Origin of the sequence: Paeniglutamicibacter gangotriensis Lz1y, from assembly GCF_000348945.1 — a bacterium.
Lineage (GTDB): Bacteria > Actinomycetota > Actinomycetes > Actinomycetales > Micrococcaceae > Paeniglutamicibacter > Paeniglutamicibacter gangotriensis.
This window is the reverse complement of sequence record NZ_AOCK01000004.1, coordinates 86,672-103,249: the sequence shown is the minus strand read 5'-3', so window position 1 is coordinate 103,249 and position 16,578 is coordinate 86,672. Positions and strand designations below refer to the sequence as shown.

At 63.2% G+C, this 16,578-nt stretch carries 16 protein-coding genes; 9 read left to right on the top strand and 7 right to left on the bottom strand.

Translation table 11 applies throughout. From position 1 onward, the window contains the following. Positions 1 to 101 precede the first annotated feature (101 nt). Together ADIAG_RS07865 and purD are read right to left on the bottom strand one after the other, a co-directional pair. Entirely contained in the window at positions 102 to 1,007 is a 906-nt protein-coding gene (locus tag ADIAG_RS07865; RefSeq protein WP_007270814.1) for a phosphoribosylaminoimidazolesuccinocarboxamide synthase, read from the bottom strand. Further along, on the bottom strand, positions 1,007 to 2,293 hold the full coding sequence (purD, locus tag ADIAG_RS07860) for a phosphoribosylamine--glycine ligase (protein WP_043474084.1): 1,287 nt from the start codon (positions 2,291 to 2,293) through the stop codon (positions 1,007 to 1,009). Before purD ends, ADIAG_RS07865 begins: the two co-directional genes overlap by 1 nt. 117 nt (positions 2,294 to 2,410) lie before the next feature. Between purD and ADIAG_RS07855 the strand changes: the two genes are divergently transcribed. The 6 genes from ADIAG_RS07855 to purM all read left to right on the top strand — a co-directional run bounded on the left by ADIAG_RS07855 (position 2,411) and on the right by purM (position 7,539). Then, on the top strand, positions 2,411 to 3,031 hold the full coding sequence (locus ADIAG_RS07855) for a class I SAM-dependent methyltransferase (protein ID WP_043474208.1): 621 nt from the start codon (positions 2,411 to 2,413) through the stop codon (positions 3,029 to 3,031). Between the two features lie 5 nt (positions 3,032 to 3,036). Continuing rightward, positions 3,037 to 4,044 carry an asparaginase gene (locus tag ADIAG_RS07850; RefSeq protein ID WP_007270811.1) on the top strand — a complete coding sequence of 336 codons (1,008 nt, stop codon included), beginning with the start codon at positions 3,037 to 3,039 and terminating at the stop codon, positions 4,042 to 4,044. A gap of 6 nt (positions 4,045 to 4,050) precedes the next feature. Then, on the top strand, positions 4,051 to 4,425 hold the full coding sequence (locus tag ADIAG_RS07845; RefSeq protein WP_007270810.1) for a sterol carrier family protein: 375 nt from the start codon (positions 4,051 to 4,053) through the stop codon (positions 4,423 to 4,425). 12 nt (positions 4,426 to 4,437) lie between these two features. Further along, positions 4,438 to 4,764, top strand: a complete 327-nt coding sequence (locus ADIAG_RS07840) for a hypothetical protein (RefSeq protein ID WP_007270809.1) — start codon at positions 4,438 to 4,440, stop codon at positions 4,762 to 4,764. Positions 4,765 to 4,826: 62 nt separating this feature from the next. Beyond that, on the top strand, positions 4,827 to 6,377 hold the full coding sequence (gene purF, locus ADIAG_RS07835) for an amidophosphoribosyltransferase (protein ID WP_007270808.1): 1,551 nt from the start codon (positions 4,827 to 4,829) through the stop codon (positions 6,375 to 6,377). Between the two features lie 19 nt (positions 6,378 to 6,396). Further along, positions 6,397 to 7,539, top strand: coding sequence for a phosphoribosylformylglycinamidine cyclo-ligase (gene purM / locus ADIAG_RS07830; RefSeq protein WP_007270807.1), 1,143 nt, complete (start codon positions 6,397 to 6,399; stop codon positions 7,537 to 7,539). Between the two features lie 103 nt (positions 7,540 to 7,642). Here the strand turns inward: purM and ADIAG_RS07825 are convergent, their stop codons facing one another. Further along, entirely contained in the window at positions 7,643 to 8,611 is a 969-nt protein-coding gene (locus tag ADIAG_RS07825) for a Sir2 family NAD-dependent protein deacetylase (protein ID WP_007270806.1), read from the bottom strand. Between the two features lie 142 nt (positions 8,612 to 8,753). Beyond that, positions 8,754 to 8,981 (bottom strand): DUF3073 domain-containing protein, encoded by a 228-nt coding sequence (locus ADIAG_RS07820; RefSeq protein WP_007270804.1) that lies wholly within the window; start codon positions 8,979 to 8,981, stop codon positions 8,754 to 8,756. A gap of 314 nt (positions 8,982 to 9,295) precedes the next feature. On the opposite strand from ADIAG_RS07820, the gene ADIAG_RS07815 reads away from it, so the two are divergent. Beyond that, the gene (locus ADIAG_RS07815) at positions 9,296 to 9,775 is read left to right on the top strand and encodes a septum formation family protein (protein ID WP_235045860.1); all 480 of its coding nucleotides are present in this window, start codon (positions 9,296 to 9,298) and stop codon (positions 9,773 to 9,775) included. A 77-nt stretch (positions 9,776 to 9,852) separates the two neighbouring features. On the opposite strand, the gene clpB is transcribed toward ADIAG_RS07815, so the two are convergent. The 3 genes from clpB to ADIAG_RS07800 form a co-directional block, all read right to left on the bottom strand. Further along, on the bottom strand, positions 9,853 to 12,447 hold the full coding sequence (gene clpB, locus ADIAG_RS07810) for an ATP-dependent chaperone ClpB (protein ID WP_007270802.1): 2,595 nt from the start codon (positions 12,445 to 12,447) through the stop codon (positions 9,853 to 9,855). A gap of 429 nt (positions 12,448 to 12,876) precedes the next feature. Then, positions 12,877 to 13,344 carry a VOC family protein gene (locus ADIAG_RS07805; RefSeq protein WP_007270800.1) on the bottom strand — a complete coding sequence of 156 codons (468 nt, stop codon included), beginning with the start codon at positions 13,342 to 13,344 and terminating at the stop codon, positions 12,877 to 12,879. Between the two features lie 180 nt (positions 13,345 to 13,524). After that, positions 13,525 to 13,932, bottom strand: a complete 408-nt coding sequence (locus ADIAG_RS07800) for a YccF domain-containing protein (protein WP_043474081.1) — start codon at positions 13,930 to 13,932, stop codon at positions 13,525 to 13,527. A gap of 313 nt (positions 13,933 to 14,245) precedes the next feature. On the opposite strand from ADIAG_RS07800, the gene ADIAG_RS20100 reads away from it, so the two are divergent. Together ADIAG_RS20100 and trmB are read left to right on the top strand one after the other, a co-directional pair. Next, the gene (locus ADIAG_RS20100) at positions 14,246 to 15,649 is read left to right on the top strand and encodes a polysaccharide deacetylase family protein (RefSeq protein WP_161623948.1); all 1,404 of its coding nucleotides are present in this window, start codon (positions 14,246 to 14,248) and stop codon (positions 15,647 to 15,649) included. Further along, a complete protein-coding gene (gene trmB, locus ADIAG_RS07790; RefSeq protein ID WP_007270797.1) occupies positions 15,646 to 16,527 on the top strand; it encodes a tRNA (guanosine(46)-N7)-methyltransferase TrmB in 882 nt (293 codons plus the stop codon). The genes ADIAG_RS20100 and trmB overlap by 4 nt, the downstream gene beginning before the upstream one ends. Positions 16,528 to 16,578: the final 51 nt, after the last annotated feature.

Below are 16,578 nucleotides of genomic sequence, written 5' to 3'. Positions count from 1 at the left end.
CCGCTGGCCACGAGCCAGAGACCCCACCGAATGAGAAATGCCTCGGGGGGCCCGGTTCATGATGAACTGGGCCCCCCGAGGCGTTGTACAGTCTTGCGAGTTTAGGCGCTGAAGCTGAGCCCCGTCAGGCGCTCATAGGCGTCGATGTAGCGTTCGCGGGTGCGCTCGATGATCTGTGCCGGCAACGCCGGAGGTTCCGCACCCGAGTTCTTATCCCAACCCGAGGCCGCCGAGGTGAGGTAATCCCGGACAAATTGCTTGTCGAAGGAGGACTGTGCCTGCCCCGGCGCGTAGGTGGTGGCGTCCCAGAAGCGCGAGGAATCCGGGGTCAGCACCTCGTCACCCAGGGTGATCTGGCCGTTGGCCGGATCGATGCCGAATTCGACCTTGGTATCGGCCAGGATGATGCCGCGGGTGCGGGCGATAGCCTCGGCTCGCGTGTACAAGGCCAAGGTGGCATCGCGCAGGTCGGCTGCTTGTTGGCCGCCGATGCGGGCAGCGGTTTGCTCAAAGGTGATGTTCTCGTCGTGTTCGCCGACCTCGGCCTTGGCCGAAGGGGTGAAGATCGCCGGTTCCAGCTTCGAACCATCAACCAGGCCCGCCGGCAGCGGCAGCGCACACACGGTCCGACGTTCCTTGTACTCGAGTAGGCCCGACCCGGTCAGGTAGCCGCGGGCGATGCACTCGATCGGGAACATGTCCAGTTTCTTGCACACCATCGCACGCCCGGCCACGGCGTCGGGGACCTCGGTGGAGATCACGTGGTTGGGGATCTCTGCCAGCTGTTCGAACCACCACAGGCTCAGCTGGGTCAAGACCTTGCCCTTGTCGGGGATCTCGGATTCCAGCACGAAGTCGAACGCGCTGATCCTATCGCTGGCAACCACCAGCACCCGATCGGTTTCCGCGAAGGAGGAACCGGCAGGAATGTAGAGGTCCCGGACCTTGCCGGAATAGTGGTGCGTCCAGCCCTCGAGATCCAGGGTTTCGGTTTGCAGGCCTGACATCAGTGGGTTCCTTCCGCGATGTTGATCTGGCCGTTGGCGGCCTTCAACGCGATGTCGGTCCGGTGCTGGGCACCGTCCCAAGAGATGGCTGCGACTCCCGCGTAAGCCTTCGCGCGCGCCGAGTGCAGGTCGGCGCCGAGGCCCACGACCGCCAGCACCCGGCCGCCGTCGACGATGATTTCGCCTTCGGCATTGGTGGTGGTTCCGGCGTGCAGCACCGAGACGTCCTCGAGTGCCGCTGCAGCATCTAGGCCGGTGATGGGCGCACCCTTGATCGGGGATTCGGGGTAGTTTTCGGCGGCCATGACCACGCCGACGGCGGTCTCGGGGCGCCAATGGAGCTGCTCGTCGTCGTCCAGCTCGCCCTTGGCCGCAGCCATGAGCAGTCCGCCGAGCGGGGTCTTGAGCCGTGCGAGCACGGCCTGGGTTTCGGGGTCACCGAAGCGTGCGTTGAATTCGATGACGCGGATGCCGCGGGAGGTGATGGCCAGGCCGCAGTACAGCACCCCGGTAAAGGGTGTGCCACGGGATTCCATATCGCGCAGGGTCGGGTAGGCAACGCGATCCATGACCTCATCCACGAAGCCGGCCGGGAGCCAGGGCAGTGGCGAGTAGGCGCCCATGCCGCCGGTGTTGGGGCCTTCGTCATTATCGAAGATGCGCTTGAAGTCCTGGGCGGGGGCCAGCGGGACGGCGTGGGTGCCATCGCAGATCACGAAGACGGAGACCTCAGGGCCGTCGAGGAATTCCTCGATGACCACCGTGCCGCCTGCTTCGAAGCAGGTCTGCGCGTGAGCCAGAGCCTCGGCGCGGTCGGAGGTGACCACAACGCCCTTGCCCGCGGCCAGTCCGTCGTCCTTCACCACGTAGGGGGCGCCAAAGGAGTCCAATGCCTCGGCAGCTTCCTGCGTGTTGGTGGCGACCATGGCCATCGCGGTGGGAACCCCGGCCTCGGCCATGACGTTCTTGGCGAAGGCCTTGGAGGCCTCCAGCTGGGCTGCAGCCTGGGTGGGTCCGAAAACGGGGATCTGAGCTGCGAGCAGCGCGTCGGCGACACCTGCCGCCAACGGTGCCTCGGGACCAACGATCACCAGTTCCGAGCCCAGTTTCCGAGCCAGTGCCACCACTGCTTCGGTGTCCTGCGCGTCGATTTGGTGGGTGGTGACATCACGCGAGATTCCGGCATTGCCAGGAGCGCAATGCAGATCGGTGACGTAGGGATCCGCAGCCAAAGCGCGGATCAGTGCATGTTCGCGGCCTCCGGGGCCAATAACCAGTACCTTCACGAGGCTTAAGCCTACCGGGTTTGGCCGGGGCCGGCGCCGCGCGAGGTCACGGTCCCGACGCATTGGCATCAGCATGGCTCCGGCAGTGACCCGGGCCGTGCGCCTATGCTCGAAACCATGGAATTCGAAACATTGTGGCAGCGGCAGGCCCGCTTGGATCCGGCACAGGCAAAGAACTACATCGACCGCTTTGCGCAACTACGTACCTCGGGCTCCGATCTGGACGGCGAGGCCCGCTTTGTCGATGCCGTGGCACCGCGCGGGGCCAAGGTATTGGATGCTGGATGCGGCACCGGCCGGGTGGGAGGGGCACTGGCTGCGCGCGGACACCAGGTCACCGGTGTTGACCTGGATGCCGAATTACTTGCCGCCGCCCAAACGGACTTTCCCGGTTCGCGCTGGCTGGTCGGGGACTTGGCCGCGCTAGAGCTCCGCGACGAGGCCGGGGAACACGAAGTATTTGAGGTGATTGTGTCCCCGGGCAATGTCTTGGCCTTCGTGGCTCCTGGCAGCACGGGCGCGGTACTGAAGTCCTTGGCCGCACATTTGTCCCCGACCGGCCGGCTCGTGGTGGGATTCTCCCTACTCAAGGGCTACGCGCTGGAAACCTTTGAGCGGGATGCGGCAGCCGCCGGGCTCAGGTTCGCCGCACGCTTTTCCACCTGGGACATGCGTCCGCTGGAACCCGGCTCAGATTTCATCGTTGCACTGCTCGAAGCCCGGCGGACAGTAAACTAGATCACATGGCCAAAACCTTGATTGCTTCCGATACCGTCGATCTCGTCGTGCTGGAACGCAACGGCTTCATTGAATCCCGCCACCGCGGAACGGCCGTCGTCATCGATGGAACCGGCGAGGTGCTCACGGCGCTGGGAAACCCGGATCTGCGCATCTACCCGCGTTCGGCGCTCAAACCGTTCCAGGCCCTGGCATCCATGCAGTGCGGTGTGCCGTTGCGCGGCGCCCAGGTCGCGATGGCCTGCGCCAGCCACGTGGGCAGCACCGAACACACCGAGGTCGTTGAATCGATGCTGGCCAAGGCCGGTTTGAGTGTGGAAGACCTGTTGTGTCCAGAGGCCTGGCCCGGCGACGAATCGACCCGCGACGAAAAGATTCGCGCCGGAGCCGAGAAATCCCCGCTCTTTTTCAACTGCTCGGGCAAGCATGCAGCATTTCTGTGGGCGTGCACCGAAAACAACTGGGACACCAAGACCTATCTCTCCCCTGAGCACCCGCTGCAGCAGCGCGTCATCGAGGTCATCGAGGAATATGCCGGCGAGTCCGTCTCCCATGTAGGCGTGGACGGATGTGGTGCTCCGGTTCCGGTGATCTCACTGGCCGGACTGGCCCGGGCCACCTCCAAGCTGGCCTTGGCCCCGGGCAACAAACACGCCGATGCGCGGGCCGCGACCATTGCCACGGCCATGCTCGACTACCCATGGGCGGTCCAGGGCCACGGGCTGCCCAACTCCGTGATCATGGAGGACCTGGGCGTCATTGCCAAGCTGGGCGCCGAGGGCGTGCTGGTGCTGGCCGCTCCCTGTGGAACCGCGGTAGCGGTGAAGATGGCCGATGGGTCGGGGCGCGGAAGCGACCTGCTGGGCCTGACCTTGCTGGCCAATGCCGGGGCCATTCCGACGCGTGCGCTGACCGCGATTCTGGCGAAGCTGACCCGTCCGGTGCTTGGTGGCGGGGTCCCGGTGGGATCGGTGCGTCTGGCCTCCGGCGTACTCGATGCGTTGGAAGCCTGATCCCCCATGGCCGTGAAACGACGCATTGACCCGGCCGAGGGTGCGGCTGCTTTCCGCCGCTGGATCCAGAACGACGTGGAAGGGGCTGCCGAGCTGCCCCGTCCGCTCATCGCCATGGCGGTGCGCTACACCCTGGAGGAACTGGCCACCCGGGCCGAGGGCAACTCGGTCGAGGTGCGGGTTCCGCCATTCGGGGTGACCCAGTGCATCCCCGGACCTCGGCATACTCGCGGCACTCCGCCTAATGTCATCGAGCTGCCCGCGCCCCTCTGGTTGGCACTGGCCTCCGGAAGGGTCGGCTGGGCGGCGGCCCTGGCCTCGGGGAAAGTGAACGCTTCCGGGCTGCGTGCGGACCTGTCGGCCGAGCTGCCGCTGGTTTAGTACCCTAGAGGTATGGAATCCAGCCAGCACCCCAACACTCCCGCCCCTGTCCAGAAGGACCCACGGAACGTCGAGGTCTCGGTTTACGCTGCACCCAAGTTCTGGCCGTTCGTGGGCATCGGCGCACTGGTGGGTGTGGTGATCGCCTTTATTTCCGCCTACACCGGCCAGGAATCGGCCGACTTCACCCGTTCCGCGGTGGCCGGATTCCTCTCCGTCGGCTTCGCCTTCATCGGCGTGTTGCTCGCCGGCGTAGTATTTCTGGTTGTGGATCGCATCACACGAAAAAAGGCACGTCGAGCGCTTGCCGTGCCGATGGGTGAGCCCGAGCACCGCTAGAAGCAGCCCCGTGCGGGATCTCACGCCCGTACCTACTCCCGGCTCATGAGAGAATAATTGATATGGCGCGTGGCGACGGAAACCTCAATCATGATCTTTTGCCCAACGAGAAGGGACCGCAGGACGAATGCGGTGTCTTCGGTGTTTGGGCCCCCGGCGAAGAAGTAGCGAAGCTGACCTATTACGGTCTGTATGCGCTGCAGCATCGCGGGCAGGAATCGGCCGGACTGGCCACCAGCGATGGAGAGCGGATCAATGTCTACAAAGACATGGGTCTGGTCTCCCAGGTGTTCGATGAGAACACCCTGAACTCGATGCGTGGGCACCTAGCCATTGGACACTGCCGGTATTCCACCACCGGAGCGAGCCACTGGGCCAATGCTCAGCCGACGCTCGGCCCCACCGCGGCCGGCACCGTGGCCCTGGCTCACAACGGGAACCTGACTAACTCGGCGGAACTGCTTCAGATGGTCAACGCCATCCAGGAGGAATCCGGGGAAAAGGTTCGCGGCGAAATCGCCCAGGGCAACACCACCGACACCGCCTTGGTGACGGCCCTGCTCAACGGTGTCGAGGGCGAAACCCTCGAAGAGGCGGCCATGGCGCTGCTGCCCAAGCTGCGCGGTGCCTTCTGCTTCACCTTCATGGACGAACACACCCTGTACGCGGCACGCGACACCTACGGTGTGCGCCCGCTGGTACTGGGACGTCTGGAGCGCGGCTGGGTCGTGGCCTCCGAACAGGCTGCCCTGGCCACCGTCGGTGCCAGCTTCATCCGTGAGATCGAACCGGGCGAATTCATCGCCATCGACGAAGAAGGTGTCCGCTCCCGACGCTTCGGCGCCGCGACCCCGGCCGCCTGCGTCTTCGAGTACGTGTACTTGGCGCGCCCCGATGCCGCCATCAATGGCCGTTCGGTGTACGAGTCGCGCGTGGAAATGGGCCGCCAGCTGGCCCGCGAGAATGCCGCCGACGCCGACATCGTCATCCCGGTCCCGGAATCCGGGACCCCGGCAGCCATCGGCTACGCCGAGCAGTCAGGCATCCCCTTCGCCCACGGCTTCGTGAAGAACGCCTATGTGGGCCGCACCTTCATCCAGCCGTCGCAAACACTGCGCCAGCTGGGCATCAAGCTCAAACTCAACGCCCTGGAACCGGTGATCAAGGGAAAGCGCGTGGTCGTGGTCGATGATTCGATCGTGCGCGGCAACACCCAACGTGCCGTGGTGCGGATGCTGCGCGAGGCAGGTGCCGCGGAGATCCACGTGAAGATCTCTTCCCCGCCGATCAAATGGCCGTGTTTCTACGGCATCGACTTCGCCACCCGTGCGGAGCTGATCGCCAACGGTGCGGCAGTCGAGGAAATCGGCAAGTCCATCGGCGCCGATTCGCTGGCCTATATTTCCGAAGGCGGCATGATCGGCGCCACCAAGCAGCCGCGCGAGCGACTGTGCACCGCCTGCTTCTCCGGGGAATACCCGATCGCCTTGCCCGATGCCGAACTGCGGGGCAAGAACTTGCTTGAACGTAGCAACCAGGCTGGATGTGAGCCGGGCCCGGATGCGGAATTTGAATCGGCTCTCACCGCCGAAGACAAAACACCGCGCAACTAAGTAAAGGACAGTTTCAGAGATGACAAGCGCCACCCCTGAGAATTCCGGAATCACCTATGCTTCGGCCGGTGTCGATGTTGAGGCCGGTGACCGCGCCGTTGAGTTGATGAAGGGTGCCATCAAGGCCACGCACAACTCGAACGTATTGGGCGGAGTCGGCGGATTCGCCGGTCTCTACGACGCCTCGAAGTTCCTGTCCTACAAGAAGCCGCTGCTGGCCACCTCCACCGACGGTGTGGGTACCAAGGTGGCGATCGCCCAGGCCATGGACATCCACCACACCATCGGCCAGGACCTGGTCGGCATGGTCGTGGATGACATCGTTGTGGTCGGTGCCGAGCCGCTGTTCATGACCGACTACATCGCCTGCGGCAAGGTCGTCCCGGAGCGCATCGCGGACATCGTTCGCGGCATCGCCGAGGGCTGCACCATCGCCGGAACCGCACTGGTTGGCGGGGAAACCGCCGAACACCCGGGACTGCTGGGCGAGCACGAATACGATGTCGCCGGCGCAGCCACCGGCATCGTCGAGGCCGATGGCCTGCTGGGTCCGGAGCGGGTGAAGGACGGCGACGTCGTCATCGGCATGGCCGCCTCCGGTATCCACTCCAACGGTTACTCGCTGGTCCGCAGCGTCGTGGCCCACGCCGGCTGGGCCCTGGACCGCCACGTGCCCGAGTTCGGCCGCACCCTAGGCGAAGAGCTGCTCGAGCCGACCCGTATCTACACCATGGACTGCTTGGATCTGATCCGCGCGTTCAACGTCGACGGCGCCATCAACATTCACGGCTTCAGCCACGTCACCGGCGGCGGCCTGGCAGCCAACCTGGCCCGCGTGCTGCCGCAGGGTCTGATGGCCACCGTGGAGCGCAACAGCTGGGAACTGCCGGCCGTATTCAAGGTCATGGCCGAGCTCGGTTCCGTGCCGCAGCCTGACCTGGAGCGCACACTGAACCTCGGGGTGGGCATGGTTGCCATCGTTGACGCTTCGGTCGCCGACGCGGCGCTGGCCCGCCTCAACGCCCGCGGCATGACCTCATGGGTCATGGGCAAGGTCGGAACCATCACCGATGAGGCCACGACCGCTGGTCTGGATTACGTCCAGGGTGCCAAGGGCGTGGACGGCGGTGCTGTGCTGATGCGCGGCAACTTCGCCGGCTAGCACTGCTCTCACCCGATCACGCGGGGCCCGTACCTCAAGGTACGGGCCCCGTTTGTCGTTATGGTGCCGTCTAGGTGCCAGCAGCGCCATAGTGGCTGCCGTGCTACATCGGGCGGGCTCTGGCTTCTGCTGCCGGGTCCGGGGTCGGTACCGCGTCCAGGCGTTCAAGCGCCTCGGCGATGTTGCTGCGCCACCGGTAGTCGGATTTGGCGTCGCCTCTGGTCGGCCCGCCATTGATCAGCCCGACGGGTTTGCCGGCGGCGCGGGCATCGAGCAGCAGCTTGTAGCCGCTCATCACCGCCAGCGAGGACCCGATCACCAGCAACGAGGCGGAGCGGGCCTGAAGTTCCTTGAGCCGTGCCTTGCGTTCGGCCGGCACGTTCTCGCCGAAGTACACCACATTGGGTTTCAGCGCCGGGGACCCACAGACCAGACAGCCGACCATGTGGAACTCGGCCACGTGGGCTTCATCGAGCGACACGTCGCCGTCCGGGTTCACCAGCGAGGGATCAAGGTCAATGCGTTCGAGGTAGCCGGGGTTAGCCTCGTGCAACCTGGCGTCGAGTTGCACCCTGCCCTCGAGCGCACCGCAGTTCAGGCAGCTGATCTGTTCCAGATCCCCGTGCAGGGCAATGACGTTCATCGAGCCCGCTGCCACATGCAGCCCATCGACGTTTTGCGTCACGATGCCGCTGAGCTTCCCTGTCGCTTCCCAGGTGGCCAAACGCCGGTGGCTGGAGTTGGGCGAGGCCAGGGCCATATGTCGCCAGCCCACGAAGCTACGCGCCCAATACCGGTGTCTGGCGTGGGGATCGTGCAGGAACTCCTGGTAGGTCATGGGTCGGTGGCGCAGCAGCGAACCGTTAGGTCCCCGGTAGTCCGGGATCCCGGAGTCGGTAGAAACCCCGGCACCGGTGAGCACCAGTACCGAACCGGCTTCCAGCATCCTGCGGATCCCGTTGCAGGCCACCTGAGGGTACTGCAAGGGGGCACTCTCCCCCACCACGCGTTCGATGGAACGAATGGCGGCCCGATGGGCCATGCGGATGCCCAGGTCACTCTCGCGACTCATGGTCCGGACCCTGTTCTGTTGCCGACGACAAAGACCGCGGTCACCAACGCATGTTTTGCGTGGTGGCCACGGTTGCCGTTCTTGTGTTCCGGAGAACCCACGACTCCGGATTTCTCCGGGGTCACTTCAGGGAGTCGGCGCATCAGCTGATGCGCCGTTGGTCGTCCTCGTCGTCTTCGTCGGCGTACTTATCTTCGTAGTCCGAATAATCGGGTTCCAAAGGTACATCGACTGGGCTTGAATTCGAGGTGCTGTGACCACGATTCTTTCCAAGCTCGCGTTCCAAGGCGGACAGGTCAGTTGCCGGGGAGTAATACTTCATATCCCGGGCCTGTCGTGTCGCTTTTGCCTTCTGACGGCCGCGCCCCATGGCGTGACCCCCTTTTTTCAGTAGATCTGGAGGTGGTCCAGCCTTAATGGCTGGAGGCCCCAGAATATGTGACTAATTCTTCCGTATTTCAAGGTTAACATGATTCGGCGGCGAGTGCCCGCACGGAACCACCGTTCTGCCGGTAGAGTATTATTTTGTCCACCAAGTCGACTGCCACCTGCAGGGGAGCTTGCTTGCCTGATTTGCCAGAGCCGGAGCCCAAGGCCGCGCTTCCAGCCTTGAGCGCTATGTCAGAAAGGCGCTCGGGGTGGCGCGCCCCTGCCTTGTGGGTGCTGGTTGGAGCCCTGGGCGTCATGCTGATTCTCATCTACGGGGCCAACACGTTCTTCGGTGGACAAGATGCCCAAGCTCCCGCCGCCGAGGTGACAAGAAACGCATCCCCTGGCATCGACGGGGTGATCGCTATCGACGTCCCGGCCGAGCAGTTACAGTCCGGAGATTGTTTGCAGGGCTTTACCGGACCCCTGGAAAATTCCACGGTGGTGACCTGCCCGACAGCACACAACGCCCAGCTGATCGAAACCTTCACCCTCGATGACGGCGAATTCCCCGGGGCCGAAAAAATCCTGAACGAGTCCGAACAGCTGTGCAAGTCCGTGGCCCTGGATCCAGCAAGCCCCCTAGACACCGGGTGGTCCTATCACTTCTCCCGGCCATCGGAAGCAACTTGGCAGGACGGGGACCGGATGGTCGCCTGTTTCTTGGCCCTAAACGAGGGAAGCGTACGGGTCTCGATGCTGAAGGAAGACACCGAAGCCGCCCTGAACACCTAAGTCGGATGCACCGGTGCGGTGCCAGCCGCGTCTGGAGCGACGCGTCCGACACCGCACCGGGCCGTACAGTGCGGCGGCTAGGCGCCACTGCGCGAGGTCAACGCCAGGCCGTCGCCGTCTTGATTGACGGCCACCAGCACGGCGTCGCCGTCCACGATGCGCCCGGAGAGCAATTCACGCGCCAGCCTGTCACCGATCTCACGCTGCACCAGCCGGCGCAGCGGCCTAGCCCCGAAGGCCGGATCGAACCCGGTGAACGCCAGCCAGTCACGCGCGGCCGCGTCAACCTCGAGTGCCAGCCGTCGGCCGGCCAGTCGTCGAGCCAGCTCGTCAACCTGCAGCGAGACGATCGAACCGAGCTCCTCCAGGGATAGCGCGTCGAACATGACCACGTCGTCAAGACGGTTCAGGAACTCTGGTTTGAAGGAGGCATTGACCATGTTCATCACGGACTCGCGCTTGATGTCCTCGTCCAAGGTCTGGTCAACCATGAACTGCGACCCCAGGTTCGAGGTCATGATCAGGATGACATTGCGGAAGTCCACGGTGCGCCCTTGGCCATCGGTCAGACGACCGTCGTCGAGCACCTGCAGCAGGATGTCAAAGACTTCCGGGTGGGCCTTTTCCACCTCGTCCAGGAGCACCACCGAGTACGGCCTGCGACGTACCGCCTCGGTGAGCTGCCCGCCTTCTTCGTAGCCGACGTAGCCCGGAGGGGCACCGACCAGCCGGGAGACGGCATGCTTCTCTGAGTACTCGGACATGTCAATGCGGACCATGGCGCGCTCGTCGTCGAAGAGGAAGTCGGCCAGGGCCTTGGCAAGTTCGGTCTTGCCGACGCCGGTGGGGCCCAGAAAGAGGAAGGATCCGGTGGGGCGATTGGGATCCGAAATCCCGGCCCGGGCCCGGCGCACCGCGTCGGAGACCGTGGCCACGGCCTTCTGTTGGCCGATCAACCGGTGGCCCAGGAAGCCTTCCATGTCCAGCAGCTTCTGGCTTTCGCCCTGCAGCATGCGGCCTGCGGGGATACCGGTCCAGGCGGAGATGACCTCGGCGATATCGTCAGCGGTGACCTCCTCGGCCACCATGAGCTCCTCGGCGTCGCGGCCGGCCTCGTCCTGGGCGGCGTCCGCCAGTTCCTTTTCCAAGGCCGGGATGTCCCCGTAGAGCAGCTTTGAGGCGCTCTCCAGGTTTCCTTCGCGCTGAAGCTTCTCGGCTCTCGAGCGCAGCTCGTCCAGCCGGACCTTCAGATCACCGACCCGGTTCAGGCCCGCCTTTTCCGATTCCCAGCGCGCGTTCAGACCATCAAGCTCTTCCTTCTTGTCGGCCATGTCGGCACGCAGTACTTCGAGTCGCTCGCGTGAGCCCGGGTCGGTTTCACCGGTCAGGGCCAGCTCTTCCATGGTCAGCCGGTCCACCGAGCGGCGCAGTGCATCGATTTCCTCGGGGGCCGAGTCGATCTCCATGCGCAGCCGGCTTGCGGCTTCGTCGACCAGGTCGATCGCCTTGTCCGGAAGCCGACGCCCGGAGATGTAGCGGTCGGAAAGTCCGGCCGCGGCCACCAGGGCAGAGTCGGCGATGGTGACCTTGTGGTGGGCTTCGTAGCGTTGCTTGAGCCCGCGCAGGATCGCAATGGTGTCATCGACGGACGGTTCGCCCACGTAGACCTGAGCGAAACGGCGCTCGAGGGCAGGGTCCTTCTCGATGTTTTTGCGGTATTCCTCTAGCGTCGTGGCACCGATCAGGCGCAGCTCGCCGCGGGCCAACATGGGCTTAAGCATGTTGCCGGCGTCCATCGCTCCTTCGGAAGCACCCGCACCGACCACGGTGTGGATCTCGTCGATGAACGTGACAATTTGTCCATCGGAGCCCTTGATCTCTTCCAACACCGCTTTGAGTCGCTCCTCGAACTCCCCGCGGTATTTCGCCCCGGCTATCATCGATCCCAGATCCAGGGCGATCAGTGTCTTGCCACGCAGGGATTCGGGGACGTCCCCGGCGACCATGCGCTGGGCCAAGCCCTCGACCACTGCGGTCTTACCGACGCCCGGCTCGCCGATGAGCACGGGATTGTTCTTGGTACGGCGGGAGAGCACCTGGACCAATCGGCGAATCTCTGCGTCGCGTCCAATTACCGGGTCAAGCTTGCCCGAACGGGCAATGGCCGTCATATCGGTGCCAAACTTTTCCAGTGCCTGGAAGGTGTTCTCGGGGTCGGGGTTGTTGACTTTGCGATCTCCCCGGATTCCTGGCAATGCGCTGTCCAGTGCCTTCCGAGTGGCACCCGAGTCGCGCAGTGCCCGGCCCGCGGGCCCGGTGTCCTCACTCAATCCGAGCAGGAGGTGTTCGGTGGAGACGTAGGTATCAGCCATGGCTGCGGCCGCCTGCTGGGCGGCACTGATTGTTTGGATGATCCCGCGCGAATACTGGGCTTGGGCCACGCTGTTTCCGGAGGAGGCCGGAAGCGACTTAATCGCGGAGCTGGCTTGTACGGAGACTTGGTCCGGGTCGATTCCAGCTGCCTTGAGCAAGGCCACGGCCACCGATTCACGCTGGTCCATCAGGGCTTTGAGCAGGTGAACGGGCTCCACCTGGGGGTTTCCCGCGGTGGAGGCATTCATTCCCGACGCGGAAAGCGCCTCTTGGCTTTTGGTTGTCAGCTTGGTGTCCATATTCATCCTTTCGTCGTGGGGGATTACTCAAACTTGAGTCTACCTCACTCAACTATGCTTGAAGGAGGAATATTCCCACGAGAAAGTCGAAACGATTGCGTCCCGGTGCGGGTCGCTGTCGCTTCGGCTTGATCTTCAGGCACCGCGCCTGTGTCCAGATATACGAATGGTGGATCCGCCGCCCATGACCGCGCAGATCCCGGAGTTGACGGCCTCTCCCCCTCGAGGCGGTGTCATGACAGTCAACCTGGCCGATGCGTTCGACGCCAGATAGCAGCTTCTGGGCAGGATTACTTTCGCTCCCTGGATTCCCCGGAGGCTGAGAATCTGGCGGAGGGAGTCCCTGACTGCGAATTTACCGTTGGCAGAGGGGAGGAATACCTCGACTTAGCCATCCTGTGTGGAGCGGTCTGTCATCCCCGCACTTATTCACCCTCGGGCGGCAGCCTCCAGGACGCCAATATCCAGCTTCTTCATGGTCATGAAGGCTTCGGTCACCCGACGTGCAATCTCCGGGTCCGGATCGCTGAGCAGCTCAACCATGCGAGTGGGAACCACTTGCCATGAAACCCCGAAGCGGTCCTTAAGCCATCCGCACTGGCTCTCCTGACCCCCTGCGGTGAGCTCACCCCAGTAGTAGTCGACCTCGGCCTGGTTCTCACACATGATCTGAAAGGAAATGGACTCATTGAAGGTGAAGAGCGGTCCCCCATTCAAGGCGACAAAGGGGCGTCCCTTGAGATGGAACTCCACCGTCAGGGGCTCGCTCGCCGGGTGCCCAAGGCTATCCAGATCAAGCTGTGTTGTGATGGCTGAATTCGGAAAAATACCGGTGTAGTACCGGGCCGCTTCAAGTCCTTGGTTATCGAACCACAGACAGTTGATGAGATCTTTCATGGGCTCTTCCCGTCGACTCGGCGTTTGGCTCTCAATCCACCTTCACAGGCTAGAAAGTGCGCACCGAAGTTACAAGAGAAAAAGGCCTCCGGGCCACTGATTTTTTCGTCGCGCAGGAGCGAGTGTCCGGTCAGGGCCTACCGTGCCACAACCTCATGACGCGCGTACGGGAAACCGCCGTTAACGGGTCCCCGGGAAGTAGTGGGTACTGGGCACGATTTCCTTGCCGAGCGGCATGAGCGAAATCGGGATCATTTTCAGGTTCGCGATGCCCAGCGGGATGCCGATAATGCTCACAAACATGGGGATCGCGGTCAATACATGGCCGATGGCGATCCAAATACCGGCAACTAGTACCCAGATGACATTTCCAATAGTCGAGAAAGCACCTACCCTGCCACGGTCTACTACCGTGCGACCGAATGGCCACAGCGCGTATATGGCAATACGGAAGGAGGCAATGCCAAAGGGGATGGTGACAATGAGCAGGCAGCAGATGACACCGGCCAAGAGGTACCCAGCAGCCAGCCAGATCCCACCAAAGACAAGCCAAATGACGTTCAGGAGCACTGAAAGAGTGTTTCGCATGATTCAAGCATCGCGCATGTTCCTGTGCCGCACCATGGGGTATCACCCTGAGCGATCCCCCATTTGTTTGATAACGCTTTCTAACGATTCCGCGGAACGGTTCTGTGAGTTCGATATGCCTCAGAAAAACGGGGAAGATTATCGGATGCCGTTTGCGATTGGTCGAAAATGCTCCCTGTTTGCCATCTGGATTATCATCATGGGTTTGGTCACGGGTTGCGCGCCGCTACCCGGTTCTCCGAAGGGTCCACAAACGCCGACCAACCAGGTATCCAGGTACCCATCCGATGCAGGGCACCAGAAAACCGATGCCTTGTCCCTGCTCCTGGTTCCCGATCTGGAGGCGGTAACCCAGAGCGATGAACACCGCCACATCTTCATTCGGCATTTCGCCGTCACCTCGCTGCCCGAGATCTCCCGGGCGCAATCAGAGTTCGTTACGGCTGCGACCGCCGCGTTCACCGCGGAGAACAAACAGGCTCCGGGACAGGAGGCGATCCCCGGGGTGGAACTGAACATCCGCAGCCATTTGACCGCCGTATCCAGCAAGGTTGTGGGAATTCGGATCAACACTTTTTCGTCGTCGCTTTCCGACAGCGGCACGCAATACAGGACTCAATGGTTCGGCCCACGGGATTCTGCTGTCCGCGGCTCAGAAGATCTGTTCGGGACCGATGATGATTGGACCGAGTTCAAGGAATTTGTCATCCAAGCTGCATCCGCCGATTCGCGCGTGGCGATCGGCAACATCCTTGACCTCGACGATGAGTGGCTCGACTCGGTGAATTTCGACTTCGAGGGAAACGCCCTGATCGAGTTCGATGACAATGTCCTCGGCCCCGGGTCAACAGGGCCCCTGGTCGTCACCGTCAACGCAGCGCGCGTTGCTCCGTTGCTCTCGACGTTCGGTGTCTTGGCCCGCGAAGCCTCAACGACGCCAAGTCCTCGGGTGCAGCTGGACACCTCGCAACAGGCCGACCCGCAGCAGGAGGACGGCGTTCCAACCCCGGATGCCGGGGAAGGATCTCCAGAGCCGCCCGAAGAGCAGAGCTCACCGCCGCGCAACATCAACTGCGCCAAAACCAAGTGTGTGGCGCTGACCTTCGATGACGGACCCGGGCCGGGCACCGGGAAACTACTGGACATGCTGAAAGCAGCACAGGCACCATCAACATTCTTCGTCACCGGTCCCAACGCCAAGCTGCGGCCAAAGTTCCTCAAACGCATGGCTGCAGAAGGCCATGAAATCGGGAACCACACCTGGAGCCATCGCTCCCTGACGGCGCTGCCGGCGCCGACGATCCAACGTGAGATTGACCGCACCAACGCCGTGATCGCCCAGGCCGTGGACCATCCGGCGACGCTCCTGCGCCCACCGTATGGGGCGCGCAACTCGATCACCGACCGTCTGGCCCGGACCCCGGTGATCCTATGGGACGTCGATACCCTGGACTGGAAGCACCGCAACACCGCCAAAGTCATTGATTCCGCGGTTAACCAGAGCAGCCCGGGATCGATCGTGCTGATGCACGACATCCATTCCAGCACCATCGCGGCGGTGCCCAAGGTCTTGGAGGGCCTGCGCGCCAAAGGGTACACCTTTGTCACAGTGAGCGAGCTGCTGGGACCTGTGGGGCTCAAGGCAGGGGAAAGCTACACCCGGGCATTGCGACCCACCACGAGTCCCGGCAACAAGGTAGCTAAGACCCTCCGATGAAGTTCGCTACCCTTAAGCCCATGAGCATTCCCCCCGAACGAAAGTTGCCGGTCACCGGCCGCGCCGTCGAAGACCCCAGCTTCTACCAAAATGAACCCGTGTCGTTTGTCCGACGCGGTAACCGCCTGCAGGGCCGTCGTGCCGACGCCTGGGAACGAACCGCACACAAATACATCATCGAGCCGCCCCGCAAGCGGACGAACACCTCGGTGGCCGATGGCTACGAGTTCGACCAGGCGGCCGTCTACGGCCGCAAGGCACCGTTGATCGTGGAGATCGGCTCGGGCCTAGGCGAGGCCATGTCCCACGCCGCCAGCGGAAACCGGGACACTGATTTCTTGGCGGTGGAGGTCTACCGTCCCGGGCTTGCAGCCCTGATGGTCCGGGTGGAAAACAACGAACTGACCAATGTGCGTGCCGTCCAAGCTAACGCCCCCGAAGTCCTTGACCTGATGCTTCCCGAGGCTTCAGCCGAAGAGATCTGGATCTTTTTCTCCGACCCGTGGCACAAGATCCGCCACCACAAGCGCCGCCTGATCAAGGACACATTTGTCCCGAAGCTCGAGCGCGTCCTGGTTCCCGGAGGCGTGGTCCGACTGGCCACCGACTGGTCCAACTACGCCGAGCAGATGCGTGAGGTTTTCGATGCTTCCGAGGCGTTCACGAACCTTCATCCCGGGGAACGTGCAGGGGAAGCCAGCAATCTCACCAAGGTCCGGCGCTTCGGTCTGGAAAAGGACGAGAAGGACCCGGAGTTCATCGATGAGCGCGGCGGCTGGGCCCCCCGCTTCGAGGGCCGCACGCTGACCGGATTCGAGGGCAAGGCGTTGAGGGCAGGCCGATTGATCTTCGACCTTGCCTACCGCAAGACCGCGTAGCAAACAGAACGATGCGGCGGTGTGGGCCCGTGGGGGCGCACACCGCCGCCG

What these genes read in the sequence shown, in the direction of transcription:
- ADIAG_RS07865 (WP_007270814.1), bottom strand. Translation starts at nt 1,007, where the DNA reads ATGTCAGGCCTGCAAACCGAAACCCTGGATCTCGAGGGCTGGACGCAC.
- ADIAG_RS07855 (WP_043474208.1), top strand. Translation starts at nt 2,411, where the DNA reads ATGGAATTCGAAACATTGTGGCAGCGGCAGGCCCGCTTGGATCCGGCA.
- ADIAG_RS07850 (WP_007270811.1), top strand. Translation starts at nt 3,037, where the DNA reads ATGGCCAAAACCTTGATTGCTTCCGATACCGTCGATCTCGTCGTGCTG.
- ADIAG_RS07845 (WP_007270810.1), top strand. Translation starts at nt 4,051, where the DNA reads ATGGCCGTGAAACGACGCATTGACCCGGCCGAGGGTGCGGCTGCTTTC.
- ADIAG_RS07840 (WP_007270809.1), top strand. Translation starts at nt 4,438, where the DNA reads ATGGAATCCAGCCAGCACCCCAACACTCCCGCCCCTGTCCAGAAGGAC.
- purF (WP_007270808.1), top strand. Translation starts at nt 4,827, where the DNA reads ATGGCGCGTGGCGACGGAAACCTCAATCATGATCTTTTGCCCAACGAG.
- purM (WP_007270807.1), top strand. Translation starts at nt 6,397, where the DNA reads ATGACAAGCGCCACCCCTGAGAATTCCGGAATCACCTATGCTTCGGCC.
- ADIAG_RS07825 (WP_007270806.1), bottom strand. Translation starts at nt 8,611, where the DNA reads ATGAGTCGCGAGAGTGACCTGGGCATCCGCATGGCCCATCGGGCCGCC.
- ADIAG_RS07820 (WP_007270804.1), bottom strand. Translation starts at nt 8,981, where the DNA reads ATGGGGCGCGGCCGTCAGAAGGCAAAAGCGACACGACAGGCCCGGGAT.
- ADIAG_RS07815 (WP_235045860.1), top strand. Translation starts at nt 9,296, where the DNA reads ATGCTGATTCTCATCTACGGGGCCAACACGTTCTTCGGTGGACAAGAT.
- clpB (WP_007270802.1), bottom strand. Translation starts at nt 12,447, where the DNA reads ATGGACACCAAGCTGACAACCAAAAGCCAAGAGGCGCTTTCCGCGTCG.
- ADIAG_RS07805 (WP_007270800.1), bottom strand. Translation starts at nt 13,344, where the DNA reads ATGAAAGATCTCATCAACTGTCTGTGGTTCGATAACCAAGGACTTGAA.
- ADIAG_RS07800 (WP_043474081.1), bottom strand. Translation starts at nt 13,932, where the DNA reads ATGCGAAACACTCTTTCAGTGCTCCTGAACGTCATTTGGCTTGTCTTT.
- trmB (WP_007270797.1), top strand. Translation starts at nt 15,646, where the DNA reads ATGAAGTTCGCTACCCTTAAGCCCATGAGCATTCCCCCCGAACGAAAG.